At 48.8% G+C, this 14,593-nt stretch carries 15 protein-coding genes; 6 read left to right on the plus strand and 9 right to left on the minus strand.

The window, feature by feature from the left end; all coding sequences use genetic code 11:
- Positions 1-46: 46 nt before the first annotated feature.
- The gene (gene zupT / locus K0335_RS05725; protein ID WP_000115867.1) at positions 47-820 is read right to left on the minus strand and encodes a zinc transporter ZupT; all 774 of its coding nucleotides are present in this window, start codon (positions 818-820) and stop codon (positions 47-49) included.
- A 141-nt stretch (positions 821-961) separates the two neighbouring features.
- Here zupT and ygiD point away from each other — a divergent pair, with 141 nt between their 5' ends.
- Positions 962-1,750 (plus strand): 4,5-DOPA dioxygenase extradiol, encoded by a 789-nt coding sequence (ygiD, locus tag K0335_RS05730; RefSeq protein WP_219393764.1) that lies wholly within the window; start codon positions 962-964, stop codon positions 1,748-1,750.
- A 47-nt stretch (positions 1,751-1,797) separates the two neighbouring features.
- Here the strand turns inward: ygiD and dsbI are convergent, their stop codons facing one another.
- The 6 genes from dsbI to tolC all read right to left on the minus strand — a co-directional run bounded on the left by dsbI (position 1,798) and on the right by tolC (position 8,944).
- A complete protein-coding gene (gene dsbI, locus K0335_RS05735; RefSeq protein WP_000511503.1) occupies positions 1,798-2,469 on the minus strand; it encodes a protein-disulfide oxidoreductase DsbI in 672 nt (223 codons plus the stop codon).
- Positions 2,470-2,483: 14 nt separating this feature from the next.
- On the minus strand, positions 2,484-3,152 hold the full coding sequence (locus K0335_RS05740; RefSeq protein WP_000039664.1) for a thiol:disulfide interchange protein DsbA/DsbL: 669 nt from the start codon (positions 3,150-3,152) through the stop codon (positions 2,484-2,486).
- A 15-nt stretch (positions 3,153-3,167) separates the two neighbouring features.
- A complete protein-coding gene (locus tag K0335_RS05745; RefSeq protein ID WP_000459875.1) occupies positions 3,168-4,964 on the minus strand; it encodes an aryl-sulfate sulfotransferase in 1,797 nt (598 codons plus the stop codon).
- A 522-nt stretch (positions 4,965-5,486) separates the two neighbouring features.
- Positions 5,487-6,647, minus strand: coding sequence for a glutathionylspermidine synthase family protein (locus K0335_RS05750; protein ID WP_160193714.1), 1,161 nt, complete (start codon positions 6,645-6,647; stop codon positions 5,487-5,489).
- A gap of 5 nt (positions 6,648-6,652) precedes the next feature.
- Entirely contained in the window at positions 6,653-7,324 is a 672-nt protein-coding gene (locus K0335_RS05755; protein WP_000831540.1) for a DUF1190 family protein, read from the minus strand.
- Between the two features lie 144 nt (positions 7,325-7,468).
- Entirely contained in the window at positions 7,469-8,944 is a 1,476-nt protein-coding gene (gene tolC / locus K0335_RS05760; protein WP_000735267.1) for an outer membrane channel protein TolC, read from the minus strand.
- Between the two features lie 205 nt (positions 8,945-9,149).
- On the opposite strand from tolC, the gene nudF reads away from it, so the two are divergent.
- The 5 genes from nudF to parE are packed head-to-tail and all read left to right on the plus strand — an operon-like array spanning position 9,150 to position 13,555.
- Positions 9,150-9,779, plus strand: coding sequence for an ADP-ribose diphosphatase (gene nudF / locus K0335_RS05765; RefSeq protein ID WP_000917196.1), 630 nt, complete (start codon positions 9,150-9,152; stop codon positions 9,777-9,779).
- Positions 9,779-10,201 (plus strand): DUF1249 family protein, encoded by a 423-nt coding sequence (locus K0335_RS05770; RefSeq protein ID WP_000833402.1) that lies wholly within the window; start codon positions 9,779-9,781, stop codon positions 10,199-10,201. Before nudF ends, K0335_RS05770 begins: the two co-directional genes overlap by 1 nt.
- 24 nt (positions 10,202-10,225) lie before the next feature.
- Positions 10,226-11,053, plus strand: a complete 828-nt coding sequence (gene cpdA, locus K0335_RS05775) for a 3',5'-cyclic-AMP phosphodiesterase (protein WP_000444764.1) — start codon at positions 10,226-10,228, stop codon at positions 11,051-11,053.
- Positions 11,053-11,634, plus strand: a complete 582-nt coding sequence (yqiA, locus tag K0335_RS05780; protein WP_000105732.1) for an esterase YqiA — start codon at positions 11,053-11,055, stop codon at positions 11,632-11,634. The genes cpdA and yqiA overlap by 1 nt, the downstream gene beginning before the upstream one ends.
- A gap of 28 nt (positions 11,635-11,662) precedes the next feature.
- The gene (parE, locus tag K0335_RS05785; RefSeq protein ID WP_104917486.1) at positions 11,663-13,555 is read left to right on the plus strand and encodes a DNA topoisomerase IV subunit B; all 1,893 of its coding nucleotides are present in this window, start codon (positions 11,663-11,665) and stop codon (positions 13,553-13,555) included.
- 47 nt (positions 13,556-13,602) lie between these two features.
- Here parE and K0335_RS05790 read toward each other — a convergent pair whose 3' ends face one another.
- Positions 13,603-13,917: a putative quinol monooxygenase gene (locus K0335_RS05790; RefSeq protein WP_104920274.1), complete on the minus strand. Its 315-nt coding sequence runs from the start codon at positions 13,915-13,917 to the stop codon at positions 13,603-13,605.
- Positions 13,918-13,947: 30 nt separating this feature from the next.
- A complete protein-coding gene (gene mdaB, locus K0335_RS05795; protein ID WP_000065442.1) occupies positions 13,948-14,529 on the minus strand; it encodes an NADPH:quinone oxidoreductase MdaB in 582 nt (193 codons plus the stop codon).
- Between the last annotated feature and the right edge of the window lie 64 nt (positions 14,530-14,593).

A 14,593-nucleotide genomic window follows, 5' to 3' on the forward strand; every position in this document is an offset into this window, starting at 1 on the left:
TTCAGATGTTGCCCACTGGACTGGGCAACATCTGCATCTGTGGTGTTTAACCTATGCCTGCGGTTTGCAAAACAACAAGGCTTAGACCCATTACTGACATCCCGCATAACACGCCATAGCTGGGGTTATTATTAGGATCTATCTCTTTTGCCAGTGGCATTAGCTCATCAACAGATAGTGCCACCATAATTCCTGCTACCGCCGCCATTACGGCAGCCATTACTACTGGTGAAATCAGACTGCCTAGAATTAGCCATGCCAGTACGCCACCGAGAATTTCCGCCATACCTGAAATGCCTGCCCAGAAAATCGCTGTTCGTTTAGAACCTGTAGCAGCATAAACGGGTCCGGCAACTGCCAGCCCTTCAGGAATATTATGTAAAGCCACTGCAAGAGCAATCCCCATACCCAACTCAAGGTTACTGCTGGCTGTTACGAATGTGGCAATACCTTCCGGGAAGTTATGCAGGCTGATACCCAGCGTTAATAGAATTGCAGTACGTCGAATGGATTTCGGCAGAGGTTGCTGCGTTTTTTGCATTAAATCCTGTGGATGGGCGTGCGGAAGCATCCGGTCTAGACCAAAGTAGCCCAGCAAGCCAATGATAAACATACCGTAGCCCAATACTGGCGACATACCTTCTACTGCAAGGGCAGCAGGAAGCATCTCCATTAAAGAGATCAGCAGCATAATACCTGCCGCGAATCCCAGCGAGAAGGCCAGTACACGGTTAGACGGTTTTTGACCAAGTACAGCCAAAAACGCGCCAATAAAGGTGGCGGCACCCGCCAGTAAGGTCAGAATCAGAGGTACTGACATAAAAAACTCCTTATAAATCTGCTGCCCGGCTGACCTTCAAAATAACTGATAATGATCATCATTGTTATCCGGGTTCTTCATTTTCCGAAACAGCGTATGGTGAAGACATCAAAAATGACACCTTTAGTGAAGGATATCATCATGTCTTCAACGCGTATGCCAGCTTTGTTTTTGGGACACGGTAGCCCAATGAACGTTTTACAGAATAATCGCTACACCCAGGCATGGCAGCGTCTGGGGGAGACATTGCCACGTCCGAAAGCCATAGTCGTTGTTTCAGCACACTGGTTTACTCGTGGAACGGGAGTTACCGCGATGGAAATGCCGCCGACAATCCATGACTTTGGTGGTTTTCCCCAGGCACTTTACGAAACTCATTATCCCGCCCCCGGTTCGCCTGCACTGGCACAGCAATTGGTAGCGCTGCTGGCTCCGACTCCTGTTACGCTTGACCTTGAAGCATGGGGATTTGACCATGGTTCCTGGGGCGTGCTGATAAAAATGTACCCAAATGCCGATATCCCGATGGTGCAATTGAGTATCGATAGCACGAAACCTGCTGCATGGCATTTTGAAATAGGGCGTAAGTTGGCTGCATTGCGTGACGAAGGAATTATGCTGATTGCCAGCGGTAATGTGGTTCATAATCTGCGAACTGCCAAATGGCATGGCGATGAATCACCTTATCCATGGGCGGTATCGTTCAGTGATTTTGTGAAAGCCAATCTGACATGGAAAGGGCCAACAGCAGAGCATCCGTTGGTAAATTATCTCGAACATAAAAGTGGTGTTTTATCTAATCCGACGCCAGAACATTACCTGCCATTACTGTATATGCTGGGAAGCTGGGATGGAGAAGAAGCAGTGACGATTCCGGTAGAGGGGATTGAAATGGGAAGTCTGAGTATGTTGTCAGTACAGATTGGCTAAGCAATGAATAAAACCGAAGCCAGAAGCCTGGCTTCGGTTTACATTACTTACCTTCTTACCAGCTTAAGTCCCCATGCACCACTCATTACCAGCAGCAGTAACAGGCAGAGACCAAACGCCAACATACAAGACTGAGCCATGTTCATAAAGTGCCACGGCGGCAGCAGATACCAACCTTCGGATTGCTGATAAAGGTCAACAAACCATTGCTGAGTACTGCTCAGTGTGACGCCATCGGGAACGATGGGTGCGTCATAACCACAATCCCCGGTAGGTTTAAACCAGTTCGGCGCCCACTGTGCCAGCGGCAGGTTAAAGGGGAAAGTTGGATCGGTCGAGCAACCCTGTACGCCAAACAGTGAATCCGGATCCGGGTTATGCACCGCGTGGTGGATATCATTCAGTTTGAACGAAAACTTAAGTCCCATAATACTGCCGTAGAATGCCATAACGCATCCAATCAGCTTGAGGACGATGTTTTTCGGGTTGATCGCCGCAACCAATCCTCCAATAACCATCACAAACATGGCGTAGCGGATGTAAACACACTGTTCACACGGCGCCATGTAGAGATAGATCTGGAAGAAAGAGTGCGCCAGGATAATCAGCGCGCCCATCGCAACAGCCATTAACAACCATAAGAAGCGTTGCTCTTGCCATCTCACCAGAGTGTCTACCGGTGAAGTGCGAAGGTCTTTCCACATTCCCTTGATACCCATAGCCTGTTTCCCTGTTATTTGCTTGCTAACTCACGGATAAGGTCAGCCATAGTGTCAATGGATTTGATGCTCTTGGTGTAAATCAAGTACTTACCATTAACAACATATGCCGGAACACCCTGGATTTTGGCAACATCGTAAGATGCTTTCCATTTTTCCAGTGTTTCCTGAACAGCTGGCTCTTTCAGAGCAGCTTCAAAATCAGCCTGACTCATACCTGCAGCGTCAAGACCTGTTTTGATAAAGGCTGCCGGATCTTTACCGTCAGACCAGCGCTCTTTTTTGTCGTGATAAGCTGCGTAGTAAGCAAATTTGGCTTTCTTAAACTGCGATTTTGCATCAAACAGAGAGATACCTGCTGCCTGGTCTTTAGCAATCAATACGGCAAAGACTTCGCTCGCTTGTTTGCCGTATTCACCTTTGGTTTCCAGATGGAAAGGGGTAAAGGCGACCAGATCTTTCACTTTCTCAGATACCGGGCCAGTAACTGCTTTGTCGTACTTGTAGCAGAATGGGCACGCGTAGCTGAACACTTTGATCAGCGTTTTATCAGCATTCGGAATTGGTTTTTCCAGAACCATATAATCCGTGCCTTCGGTGAAAGCAGAAGCGGTAAAAGGCACTGCCAGCGCAGCGGTCAACAGCACGCTTTTAAACAGTGATGAAATCCATTTTTTTGACATTTATGTTCCCTCTGATTATTTAAACATCTGTTGTGGACGTACTAACAGTGCACGGTAGTGAGTCTGGTTAGCTTTATCAGACATCACGTCGATTTCCACTTTGACCTCTTTGGTTTTGTAATCGATTTCATTCAGCTTACCGACTGTCGGCTGGCCGACGTCGAACAGGTGAATTGAACCACCAAAGCCGAACATGGTGTCGCGGTCAGCCTGATATTCGATGATAGAAGTGATCGGGCTATAGAAGTCGTAGCCGCGCTCTTTACCGTATTCCCAAACCTGCTGGACGGTGCCTTTCTTCTCATCAATCTTATATTCAACAAAACGTGAATATTTCATGGTCGGTAAGGCTGGTTGTTCCAGGTGGCGACCGTCACCGTTATCAAAGATGGTGAGTGTACCTTTGCTGGAAATCCATGCGGTATGCTGGGTATAGGTAAAGTCGAAATCGGAGTTTTCGCACTTACCGTTTTCATCACAAGTGATTGGTTTACCGTTGGCGTCAACAGGTTTCAGCAGTTTGCTGGCCAGCGGTTTTTCCCAGCCTTTGCTTGGTGCCAGGATCCATTTAACTTGTTTATCACGACCAATTTTCACAACACCCTGGTGACGGGAGGAGAGGATGATTGAGTCGTCTTTAGCATCATAAGCAATGGAGTTGACGTGTGCCCAGTTACGGCCAGGACCTACACCTAATGCATCACCGAACGGAGTATCAGGCTCCAGTTTTGCTTGTTGGCCTGCATGGTTCAGGTCTACGTTTACACAAACGGCACCAGCATCCAGCGCACCGAGCAGAGCATCACGCTTCGGATCCAGAATTTTTGTCAGATCCCACACATCGACAACACGACCTGACTTATCAACTTCAAGAATATGATCACGAATGGTAGTTACGTGTACGCCGTCATCACGACGATAGTTGCTCTTGCCAACACGCAGCAACACAGTGCCATTTGGTGTTTCTACAGATTCATGGGTAGCATCAGCGTAACCACGAGGTAATTTGTGGTCTTCCAGCACCTGGCCCATCATATCGAACTCATACCAGTGCTGGCCCTGAACGGCGGTAAAGGTGCCACGTGGTGTTTCACGGATACCCATCAGATAACCACGTTTGTTGATATTACGGTCGCGTCCATCGTAGAAGGTGTCTTGATCCAGCCACCAGCGATATTCACCTTCGGTATCAACAATGAAGGTAAACGGTGCGATATCAAATGGTAGTGCACCCGTTGCCGGACCTGCATCAAGGATGCCCGCGTTTTTATCTTTTTCACCGTGCCAGTGGAGATCAGAACCTTGAGCGGTAAAGGTATGGGTATTAACGAGGTATAGACGGTCTTCAAAGCCTGGAGCGACTTTAACGACTTTAGTCGTTTGCAGGTCGGTCAGTGAGCGGCTATCCATATAATTGTTTACGATGGCAGAAGTATGCACAACATAATCATCTTTCATGGCTTTGCCATTTTCTTTCCACTCTACGGTCACTTTGTTAGCAAATTTTTGGTACAGACCAAAAATCGGTACACCGTCATAAGTTTTCAGCGACTCTTTACCTACGGTATAGGTAATTGGTACACCTTTTTCGCCCTTGCCGTGTACGGTAACTTTTACATCAGAAATGACATGGCTGTCTAAATCAACCAGTGCGGTAAGAGGAGCATTGCCGTAGGGATCGACGATTACAGCACCTAGCTGCCCGGCTGGAGGTGCAGGTTTAAAACCAGCAGCCATCACGCCTGTTGCAGACAAACCTAAGGTTAATGCCACTGTTCCGGCTACCAGTGTTTTTCTATATTTATCAAACATGGATATATCTCCTTATATAACGCAAAATATATAATAATTATGAATATCTACTGTTTAGTTGGAGCGAATTAATAGTTTTTGTGAATGAATGAGTGTTTATAATGAAAAGCAATACTCTTTTCTTTTTTTTAATGGTTTGCGTATTGCTGAAACATATTTTTATTTTCAGAGGATAGTAGGTTGGCACTATTTCAAGAACAATATTCAATATTGTTTAGTGTGATCAAAATAACAATGTTTTTTAATTATTACAGTAATTGCCAATTTGTTTGTGATGTGTTTTTATCAATTAAATCAATATGATAAACGATGAATTCTTGAGTTGTTTTAATTGCAAAAATGGTTGCATATGACAAATTGACATTAAATTGTTTATTAATGTTAAATAAAAGTGAGATATGTATGCTGAGATATATTGAGTGGAGTTATCATTTCTGCAATATATGACGTTGCCCTGATAATCAGGGCAACTTTGGTCTTCATACTTCAAGCTGTATATGCTGTGTCAGTAGAGGAGTGCCTTTATTCGACAAAAATGTGGGGATAGAAACGGGACAAATCTTGAGTAATCAGCGCCCGGTCTTCCCGAATACCAATGCCAGCAGGTTGATCATTAATCAGCCAACTGCCAATTAGCATATAACTATCGCCAAATTTCGGCAGAGGATGGAATTGCTGAACAATCATTCCTTCTTCACCGTATGGACCTTCTACCGACTCGATCGTTTTGCCATTTTCAATGATAGAGACGTTCGCCCCTTCACGAGAGAAAATAGGTTTAACGACAAATTTATCCATTTGCGGGTGATCATCTTCCGCAAAGTAGGCTGGCAGCAGGTTCGGGTGATTTGGGAACATCTCCCACAGCAGCGGCAGAAGCGCCTTGTTGGAGATTATGCTCTTCCATGCCGGTTCCAGCCAACGTACGCCAGCATCTTCCAGCTTGGTAGAGAACATTTCACGTAGCATATATTCCCACGGATAGAGCTTAAACAGGTTAGAGATAACCTGATCCTGCAAATCCGTGAACTGACCTTTCTCGCCCAGACCAATATCTTCGATATAGAGAAATTCGGTAGCGATGTCTGCTTCAGCTGCACAATCCTGCAGATATTGAATGGTTCCCCGGTCTTCCACCGTATCGCGGCAACAGGTCAGATGCAGCAACTGGAATCCATATTGCTCCCGTAACTCGGCAAAGCGATCTATCAACTTCTCTTGCAGGCTATTGAACTGGTCACAGCCTTCCGGCAGGTTGCCAGCGTTAAGCTGGTCTTCCAGCCAGATCCACTGAAAGAATGCCGCTTCATACAGAGAAGTTGGCGTATCAGCGTTATTCTCCAGAAGCTTAGGTTCGCCTGTGCCATCCCACGCCAGATCAAGACGCGAATAAAGCGATGGCTGGTGAGTCAGCCATGACTGGCGCACAAAACTCCAGGTGTGTTTTGGAATGCGGAATTTAGTCATCAGCTCATCGCTGGCGATCACTTTTTCCACCACTTTCAGGCACATCTGGTGCAGTTCAGCCGTCACATCTTCCAGTTTTTCAACCTGGGCAAGAGTGAGTTTGTAATAAGCATCTTCACACCAGTAAGGTTCACCATACATGGTGTGAAAATTAAAACCGTATTCATGGGCTTTTTCACGCCAGTCCGGGCGTTCGGTAATACTGACTCTTTCCATCTGAATTAGCCGCCCATCGAACGTGAAGTCGAGCCCGTTGCACTACGTTGCATGGTGCTCTGTTTGGCAACAGACTCACCAAAGCCACCACGTGTAACCGTCGTGGTCGTTGCAGGTTTCGGTGCCATGGCCGTTTTTGGTACGGTCATGGTGCGGCCTGGCTGGGCAGCGCCATAGTTTTTACCGGTCGCGTCGGTATATTTACCATAAGCCGGGCTGGCAGGGTTCTTCGAGGAGAACAGCGGTTGCTGCGCAAAACCAGCGCCGCCGCCCATCAGACGCCCCATCATGTAACCTGCCATCAGCGGCATCCAGAAGCTACCGCTGGATTGCTGGGCCTGCGCCTGATTTTCTGGTGCCATACCTGCCTGAGCAGGTGCCTGCTGGCACTGACCTTCGCCAAATTCGGCAACACAGTCTTCACGGGTGGCGTATTTCGGCGCAGTACGTTCGGCTTCTTTCAGCGCATTGTTGTACGCGGTGGTACATTCTGCGCTTTTGCCTGGGTTTGCAGCTGAACAATCATCAGCGTTTTGATACAGAGACACTGTCTCATCACTCTTTTCACAGCCCGCCAGCATAAAAACAGTGGCAACAGCGAGAGCGACAGGTGTCAAATGGCGTGCGCTCCAGTTTTTGCGGAACGATGCGTGACGTATGGATTTTGTCCGTTTCATTTTTGTCTTCCGGGACCAGTGGTAAATATTTCTCAGGATAGAGGATGGTCGGTCGAAATTGAAGCGAGAAGGATGAAGAATGCGCCACAACAGGCGCATCTTTACGTTGCCTTACGTTCAGGCGGGGCTGAAACCCCGCCATCATCAGTTACGGAAAGGATTGTTTCCGTTGCTGGTGCGTACAGACGTTTGCTGAACAACTGGTGCAGGGCTATCAGGCGCGTAACCATCAGCGATAGCATTTTGTTCCGGCGTTTGCGGTGCAACATTTTCCGGGTTAGTGGAAACCGGTTTGCTCAGCGCATTGTTCAGCGCAATCAGATCCTGCTCGTTTAACGTACCCAGTGCAGACTTAATATTAAGCTGGTTAATCAGGTAGTTATAACGTGCATTTGCCAGTTGCTGCTTGGCGTTATACAGCGTGGTGGTCGCATCCAACACATCAACAATGGTACGCGTACCGACCGAGTAGCCCGCTTCCATCGCATCTAAAGAGCTTTGGGCGGAGACAACTGCTTGTTTGTAAGCATTAATGCTACTGATAGAGGCATTAATGTTGTTGAAGGAGGAACGCACGGTTTGCACGACGCTACGATGTGCGCTTTCCAGTTGCTCACTGGCACCGACAAAGTTGTACTGCGCCTGTTTAACCTGCGAGTTAACCATCCCGCCCTGATAAATCGGTAGCGAGAAGCTCAGGCCAACTTTATTCTGGCCCATATTGCTGTCGTCATATTGGGCGCTGTTCGCACCACGGGTTTTCGAACCGCTATAAGATGTGTCAGAGATCCCGGTAGAAGCCGTTAAATCCAGAGTCGGTAAGTGACCGTCTTGTGCCTGACGAATTTGCTCACGGGCCAGGTCCTGGCTCAAACGTGCCTGCAACAGTGACAGGTTACGTTTTTCGGCTTCTTTCAGCAGAGCATTGACCGGCTGCGGCTTGTCAGTTTTGAAATTGTCGATATTTAACGCTGCCAGTTCCGGGTAGTAATTACCGGTAATCTGACGAAGTTGCTCTACAGCGTTATCGAGGTTATTACGTGCGGTAACTTCATTCGCCAGCACAGTATCGTACTGCGCACGGGCGTTCTGCACATCGGTGATCGCCACCAGGCCCACGTTAAAACGCTGAGTCGTTTGATCCAACTGACGATAGATCGCTTCTTTTTGTGCCTGAGTATAAGAAAGCACGTCAATCGCATTCAACACGTTGAAATAGGCTGTAGCCGTGTTGAGGATCAGCGTTTGCTGATCGGTCTGGTAAGTGACGTCCTGAATACCGGCTGCTTTTTCCTGCAACGTTAACGCACGCCATTTCGACATATCAAAAATGGATTGAGTTAACTGCAGGGAAGCACTGGTCGCGTTAGAGTTAATGCCGTTCGCATCACGGTAGCCATTGCTGTAGGTATAATCGGCACCTAAACCCAGTTGCGGGAGTAAAGGGCTACGCGCTTCATTAATTTTTTCGAATGCAGCGTCACGATCGGCGGCAGACTTACGCAATTCTGGGTTGCTCAGGCGTGCTTGCTGATAAACTTGCATCAGGTTCTCGGCCTGGCTTAAAGCACTGAACCCCGACAGGCTCAGGCCGATAAGGATGGGGAGCAATTTCTTCATTTGCATTCCTTGTGGTGAAGCAGTATTTAGCGCTGATCAAATTGTAAAATTATTGCGGATTCTAGCAGAACCCGCCACCGCAAAAGGTTGGCGTTAAGTGCCATCGGGCGTTAATGTGCATCAATTTAACACATGACTGCTCAAACAGCAGTCAAACGTCGCTGAAATTCACATTTTATTCACTATTAGTGCCAGGACATTAACCATGCTTAAGCCAGACAGTCAGCCCGTAACTTTTGGCAAAAATGATGTAGAAATTATTGCACGAGAAACGCTTTATCGCGGTTTTTTTTCATTAGATCTTTATAGATTTCGCCATCGTCTATTCAACGGGGAAATGAGTCAGGAAGTTCGCCGGGAAATTTTTGAGCGCGGTCATGCTGCAGTCTTGCTACCCTTTGACCCTGTCCGCGATGAAGTTGTGTTAGTTGAGCAGATACGAATTGCGGCATACGACACCAGCGAAACGCCGTGGTTACTGGAAATGGTTGCCGGGATGATTGAAGAAGGCGAAAGCGTGGAAGATGTTGCCCGCCGGGAAGCAATAGAAGAAGCGGGGCTGGAAGTTAAACGCACCAAACCGGTGTTAAGCTTTTTAGCAAGCCCCGGCGGCACCAGCGAGCGCTCATCTATTATGGTGGGGGAAGTGGACGCCACGACCGCCAGTGGGATACACGGTCTGGCAGATGAAAACGAAGATATTCGTGTTCATGTGGTAAGCCGGGAACAGGCATACCAGTGGGTAGAAGAGGGGAAAATCGACAACGCAGCGTCTGTCATCGCTTTGCAATGGTTGCAGCTGCATCATCAAGAGTTAAAAAACGAGTGGAAATAATGAAGCGTTACACACCTGACTTTCCTGAAATGATGCGTCTTTGCGAGACTAACTTTTCGCAATTACGCCGTTTGTTGCCGCGCAACGACGCACCCGGTGAAACAGTAAGCTATCAGGTGGCAAACGCACAATATCGGCTAACGATTGTTGAATCGACCCGATACACTACGCTGGTGACAATAGAACAGACTGCGCCAGCAATCAGTTACTGGAGTCTTCCGTCAATGACGGTGCGTCTGTATCATGATGCGATGGTGGCTGAAGTGTGTTCGAGTCAGCAGATTTTTCGCTTCAAAGCGCGGTATGATTATCCCAATAAAAAGTTGCATCAACGCGACGAAAAGCATCAAATTAATCAGTTTTTAGCGGATTGGCTAAGATACTGTTTAGCACATGGAGCGATGGCGATTCCGGTTTATTAGCGTCGTGAAACCTAAGGACACCATTTGGAAAGCCTGTTAACCCTTCCTTTGGCTGGTGAGGCCACTGTAAGGATCTTACAAATTACCGATACTCACCTGTTTGCGCAGAAGCACGAAACCCTGTTGGGGGTGAATACCTGGGAAAGCTATCAGGCCGTGCTGGAGGCGATTCATGCTCAACAGCATGAATACGATCTGATCGTTGCAACAGGTGATTTGGCGCAGGATCAAACCTCTGCGGCCTATCAGCACTTTGCTGAAGGCATCGCAAGCTTCCGTGCGCCTTGCGTTTGGTTGCCCGGCAACCATGATTTTCAACCCGCGATGTACAGCGCGTTACAGGATGCAGGTATCTCTCCGGCGAAGCGCGTATTTATTGGTGAACATTGGCAAATCCTGTTGCTTGATAGCCAGGTATTTGGCGTGCCGCATGGCGAACTGAGTGATTTCCAGCTTGAATGGCTGGAGAAAAAACTCGCAGATGCCCCGCAGCGTCACACATTACTGCTGTTACATCACCATCCATTGCCTGCGGGTTGTAGCTGGCTTGATCAGCATAGCCTGCGTAATGCGGGCGAGTTAGATAACGTGTTGGCGAATTTTCCCCACGTCAAATACCTGCTATGCGGCCATATCCATCAGGAACTGGATCTCGACTGGAATGGTCGTCGTCTGCTGGCAACGCCATCAACCTGCGTACAGTTCAAACCGCACTGCTCCAACTTTACCCTGGACACCATTGCGCCGGGCTGGCGTACACTGGAATTGCACGCTGATGGTACGTTGACTACGCAGGTGCATCGTTTGTCAGATACCCGCTTTCAACCTGATACCGCTTCAGAAGGCTACTGATGTCTACGCTTCTTTATTTACACGGTTTCAACAGTTCGCCGCGTTCTGCGAAAGCGAGCTTGTTGAAAAACTGGCTGGCGGAACATCACCCTGACGTAGAGATGATTATTCCGCAGCTGCCGCCATATCCTTCCGATGCAGCTGAACTGCTGGAGTCAATCGTTCTGGAGCATGGCGGCGATTCGCTGGGGATCGTCGGTTCCTCTTTAGGCGGATATTATGCGACCTGGTTGTCGCAATGTTTTATGCTACCGGCAGTGGTGGTAAACCCGGCAGTTAAGCCGTTTGAGCTGCTGACCGACTACCTTGGTCAAAACGAGAACCCCTACACGGGGCAGCAATATGTGCTAGAGTCACGCCATATTTACGATCTTAAAGTCATGCAGATTGACCCGCTGGAGGCGCCAGATTTGATCTGGCTACTGCAACAGACGGGAGATGAAGTGCTGGATTACCGCCAGGCAGTTGCGTATTACGCCTCCTGCCGCCAGACGGTGATTGAAGGCGGTAACCACGCATTCACGGGCTTCGAAGATTATTTCAACCCGATCGTCGATTTTCTTGGACTGCATAATTTCTGACGATCAACTCGAATTGCTAACTTAAACCATGACGCAAACTTATAACGCTGATGCCATTGAGGTACTCACCGGGCTTGAGCCGGTACGCCGCCGCCCGGGGATGTATACCGATACCACTCGCCCAAACCATTTAGGGCAAGAAGTTATTGATAACAGTGTGGATGAAGCACTGGCGGGTCACGCAAAACGCGTGGACGTAATTTTACATGCTGACCAGTCGTTAGAAGTTATTGACGATGGTCGTGGGATGCCGGTGGATATTCACCCGGAAGAGGGTGTGCCGGCGGTCGAATTGATTCTCTGCCGTCTGCACGCGGGCGGTAAGTTTTCTAACAAAAACTACCAGTTCTCCGGTGGTCTTCACGGCGTGGGGATCTCGGTGGTTAACGCCCTGTCGAAGCGCGTAGAAGTCAACGTGCGCCGCGATGGTCAGGTCTACAACATCGCGTTTGAGAACGGCGAAAAGGTGCAGGATCTGCAAGTTGTTGGCACCTGTGGTAAACGCAATACCGGCACCAGCGTGCACTTCTGGCCGGATGAGACCTTCTTTGACAGCCCACGCTTTTCTGTTTCGCGCCTGACACATGTCCTGAAAGCCAAAGCGGTGCTCTGCCCTGGTGTTGAGATCACCTTTAAAGATGAAATCAACAACACCGAACAACGCTGGTGCTATCAGGACGGCCTGAATGACTACCTGGCGGAAGCGGTAAATGGCTTACCGACACTGCCGGAAAAACCGTTTATTGGTAATTTTTCGGGTGAAACGGAAGCCGTGGACTGGGCATTGTTATGGTTGCCGGAAGGCGGAGAACTGCTGACAGAAAGCTACGTCAACCTGATCCCCACCATGCAGGGCGGTACCCATGTTAATGGTTTGCGTCAGGGCCTTCTGGATGCGATGCGTGAGTTTTGTGAATACCGCAATATCCTGCCGCGTGGTGTGAAGTTGTCGGCGGAAGACATCTGGGATCGCTGCGCTTACGTGCTATCAGTGAAAATGCAGGACCCGCAGTTTGCCGGGCAAACCAAAGAACGTCTCTCGTCACGTCAATGTGCCGCGTTTGTTTCTGGTGTGGTGAAAGATGCCTTCAGTTTGTGGCTAAACCAGAATGTGCAGGCGGCTGAGCTGTTGGCAGAAATGGCGATCTCCAGCGCCCAGCGTCGTATGCGTGCGGCGAAGAAGGTTGTGCGTAAAAAGCTGACCAGCGGCCCGGCACTGCCTGGCAAACTGGCTGACTGTACTGCGCAGGATCTTAATCGTACCGAACTGTTCCTCGTCGAAGGTGACTCCGCAGGCGGATCTGCCAAGCAGGCGCGCGATCGTGAATATCAGGCGATCATGCCGTTGAAAGGTAAGATCCTTAACACCTGGGAAGTCTCTTCTGATGAAGTGCTTGCTTCGCAGGAAGTGCACGATATTTCGGTAGCGATCGGTATCGATCCTGATAGTGACGATCTCAGCCAGCTGCGTTACGGTAAGATCTGTATCCTCGCGGATGCGGACTCCGATGGTCTACACATTGCCACGCTGCTTTGCGCACTGTTTGTAAAACACTTCCGCACGTTGGTGAAACACGGTCACGTTTACGTTGCTCTGCCACCGCTCTACCGTATTGACCTTGGAAAAGAGGTTTATTACGCGCTGACAGAAGAAGAGAAAGAGGGCGTGCTCGAGCAATTAAAACGCAAGAAAGGCAAGCCGAACGTTCAGCGTTTTAAAGGTCTGGGGGAAATGAACCCGATGCAATTGCGCGAAACCACGCTTGATCCGAATACTCGCCGTCTGGTGCAGTTGACTATCGATGATGAAGATGATCAGCGTACTGACGCGATGATGGATATGTTGCTGGCGAAGAAACGTTCAGAAGATCGTCGCAACTGGTTACAGGAAAAAGGCGACATGGCGGAGATTGAAGTTTAAAGAAAAGATCATTGCCCGGTCAGAGTGGCCGGGCAAAGCGATCAGGATTAAATCCCGGACTGCAAAATACGAATATTGGTTTCCAGTACGTCACCTTTTACGGCTTCGTTGTACGCCTTCATATGCGGGGTTTGCAGATGCGCCTCAAGATGGGCAACGCTTTCCCACTGCTCAATCATTACGATGGAATCTGGTGCGACAGTCTGAAAACTAACGCCTGCCGCATGATCCACCATCGGCGCATAACCGTGACAACCTTCTTCCTGCAATACCACTGGAACGATTTTTGCGAACTGGTCCAGTACAGCCTGGCGATGATGTTGGCCAGGACGAGTACGGATTTCAGCAATTACTGTAAACATGGTTAACTCCTTCTTAATCCAGGCTCTTAGTTAAGCAAAAATTTCCGTAAGATGCTTGCGATATTCTTCTACGTAGCGTGGAACATCAGGCATTTTAATCACGTCATTGGCGATAAATGTCGGCAGCGGCTCCATACCCAGGAATTGGTTAGCTTTATGGAACGGCAGATACACGCCGTCAACGCCGACGCCGTGGAAGAATTGGTCTTTCTCTGTGAAGGCTTCCATTGGTGCGTTCCAGGTCAGGGAAAGCATATATTTTTTGCCCTGCACCAGGCCGCCGGAGCCGTATTTTTTCGACGGATCTTTACGAGTACGACCATCGCTGGCATACAGCGTGCCGTGACCTTCGGTGAACACATCATCGATATATTTCTTCACCGTCCACGGTGCGCCCATCCACCAGCCTGGCATCTGCCAGATCACCACATCAGCCCAGAGAAAGTTTTGTACTTCGGCTTTTACATCGTAGTCGCTCTCGGCGCGAACGATGCGGACATCATGTCCGAGGTCGCGCAGCGTGCCATCCGCGACTTCGGTCAGGGTGTCATTCAGTTGACCATTGGAGTGAGCGAATTTCTTCGCCCCATTGATAATTAAAATATTGCTCATTTTTTATCCTCGAAAGAAACGTTTGAGGATCATATTACGCCAGCTGGCGCGTCGGTAAAATTGG

This window comes from Escherichia sp. GZ89 (assembly GCF_019366485.1).
GTDB lineage: Bacteria > Pseudomonadota > Gammaproteobacteria > Enterobacterales > Enterobacteriaceae > Escherichia > Escherichia fergusonii.

What these genes read in the sequence shown, in the direction of transcription:
- dsbI (WP_000511503.1), bottom strand. Translation starts at nt 2,469, where the DNA reads ATGGGTATCAAGGGAATGTGGAAAGACCTTCGCACTTCACCGGTAGAC.
- yqiA (WP_000105732.1), top strand. Translation starts at nt 11,053, where the DNA reads ATGTCTACGCTTCTTTATTTACACGGTTTCAACAGTTCGCCGCGTTCT.
- K0335_RS05790 (WP_104920274.1), bottom strand. Translation starts at nt 13,917, where the DNA reads ATGTTTACAGTAATTGCTGAAATCCGTACTCGTCCTGGCCAACATCAT.
- tolC (WP_000735267.1), bottom strand. Translation starts at nt 8,944, where the DNA reads ATGAAGAAATTGCTCCCCATCCTTATCGGCCTGAGCCTGTCGGGGTTC.
- mdaB (WP_000065442.1), bottom strand. Translation starts at nt 14,529, where the DNA reads ATGAGCAATATTTTAATTATCAATGGGGCGAAGAAATTCGCTCACTCC.
- nudF (WP_000917196.1), top strand. Translation starts at nt 9,150, where the DNA reads ATGCTTAAGCCAGACAGTCAGCCCGTAACTTTTGGCAAAAATGATGTA.
- K0335_RS05755 (WP_000831540.1), bottom strand. Translation starts at nt 7,324, where the DNA reads ATGAAACGGACAAAATCCATACGTCACGCATCGTTCCGCAAAAACTGG.
- parE (WP_104917486.1), top strand. Translation starts at nt 11,663, where the DNA reads ATGACGCAAACTTATAACGCTGATGCCATTGAGGTACTCACCGGGCTT.
- K0335_RS05740 (WP_000039664.1), bottom strand. Translation starts at nt 3,152, where the DNA reads ATGTCAAAAAAATGGATTTCATCACTGTTTAAAAGCGTGCTGTTGACC.
- K0335_RS05750 (WP_160193714.1), bottom strand. Translation starts at nt 6,647, where the DNA reads ATGGAAAGAGTCAGTATTACCGAACGCCCGGACTGGCGTGAAAAAGCC.
- K0335_RS05770 (WP_000833402.1), top strand. Translation starts at nt 9,779, where the DNA reads ATGAAGCGTTACACACCTGACTTTCCTGAAATGATGCGTCTTTGCGAG.
- ygiD (WP_219393764.1), top strand. Translation starts at nt 962, where the DNA reads ATGTCTTCAACGCGTATGCCAGCTTTGTTTTTGGGACACGGTAGCCCA.
- K0335_RS05745 (WP_000459875.1), bottom strand. Translation starts at nt 4,964, where the DNA reads ATGTTTGATAAATATAGAAAAACACTGGTAGCCGGAACAGTGGCATTA.
- zupT (WP_000115867.1), bottom strand. Translation starts at nt 820, where the DNA reads ATGTCAGTACCTCTGATTCTGACCTTACTGGCGGGTGCCGCCACCTTT.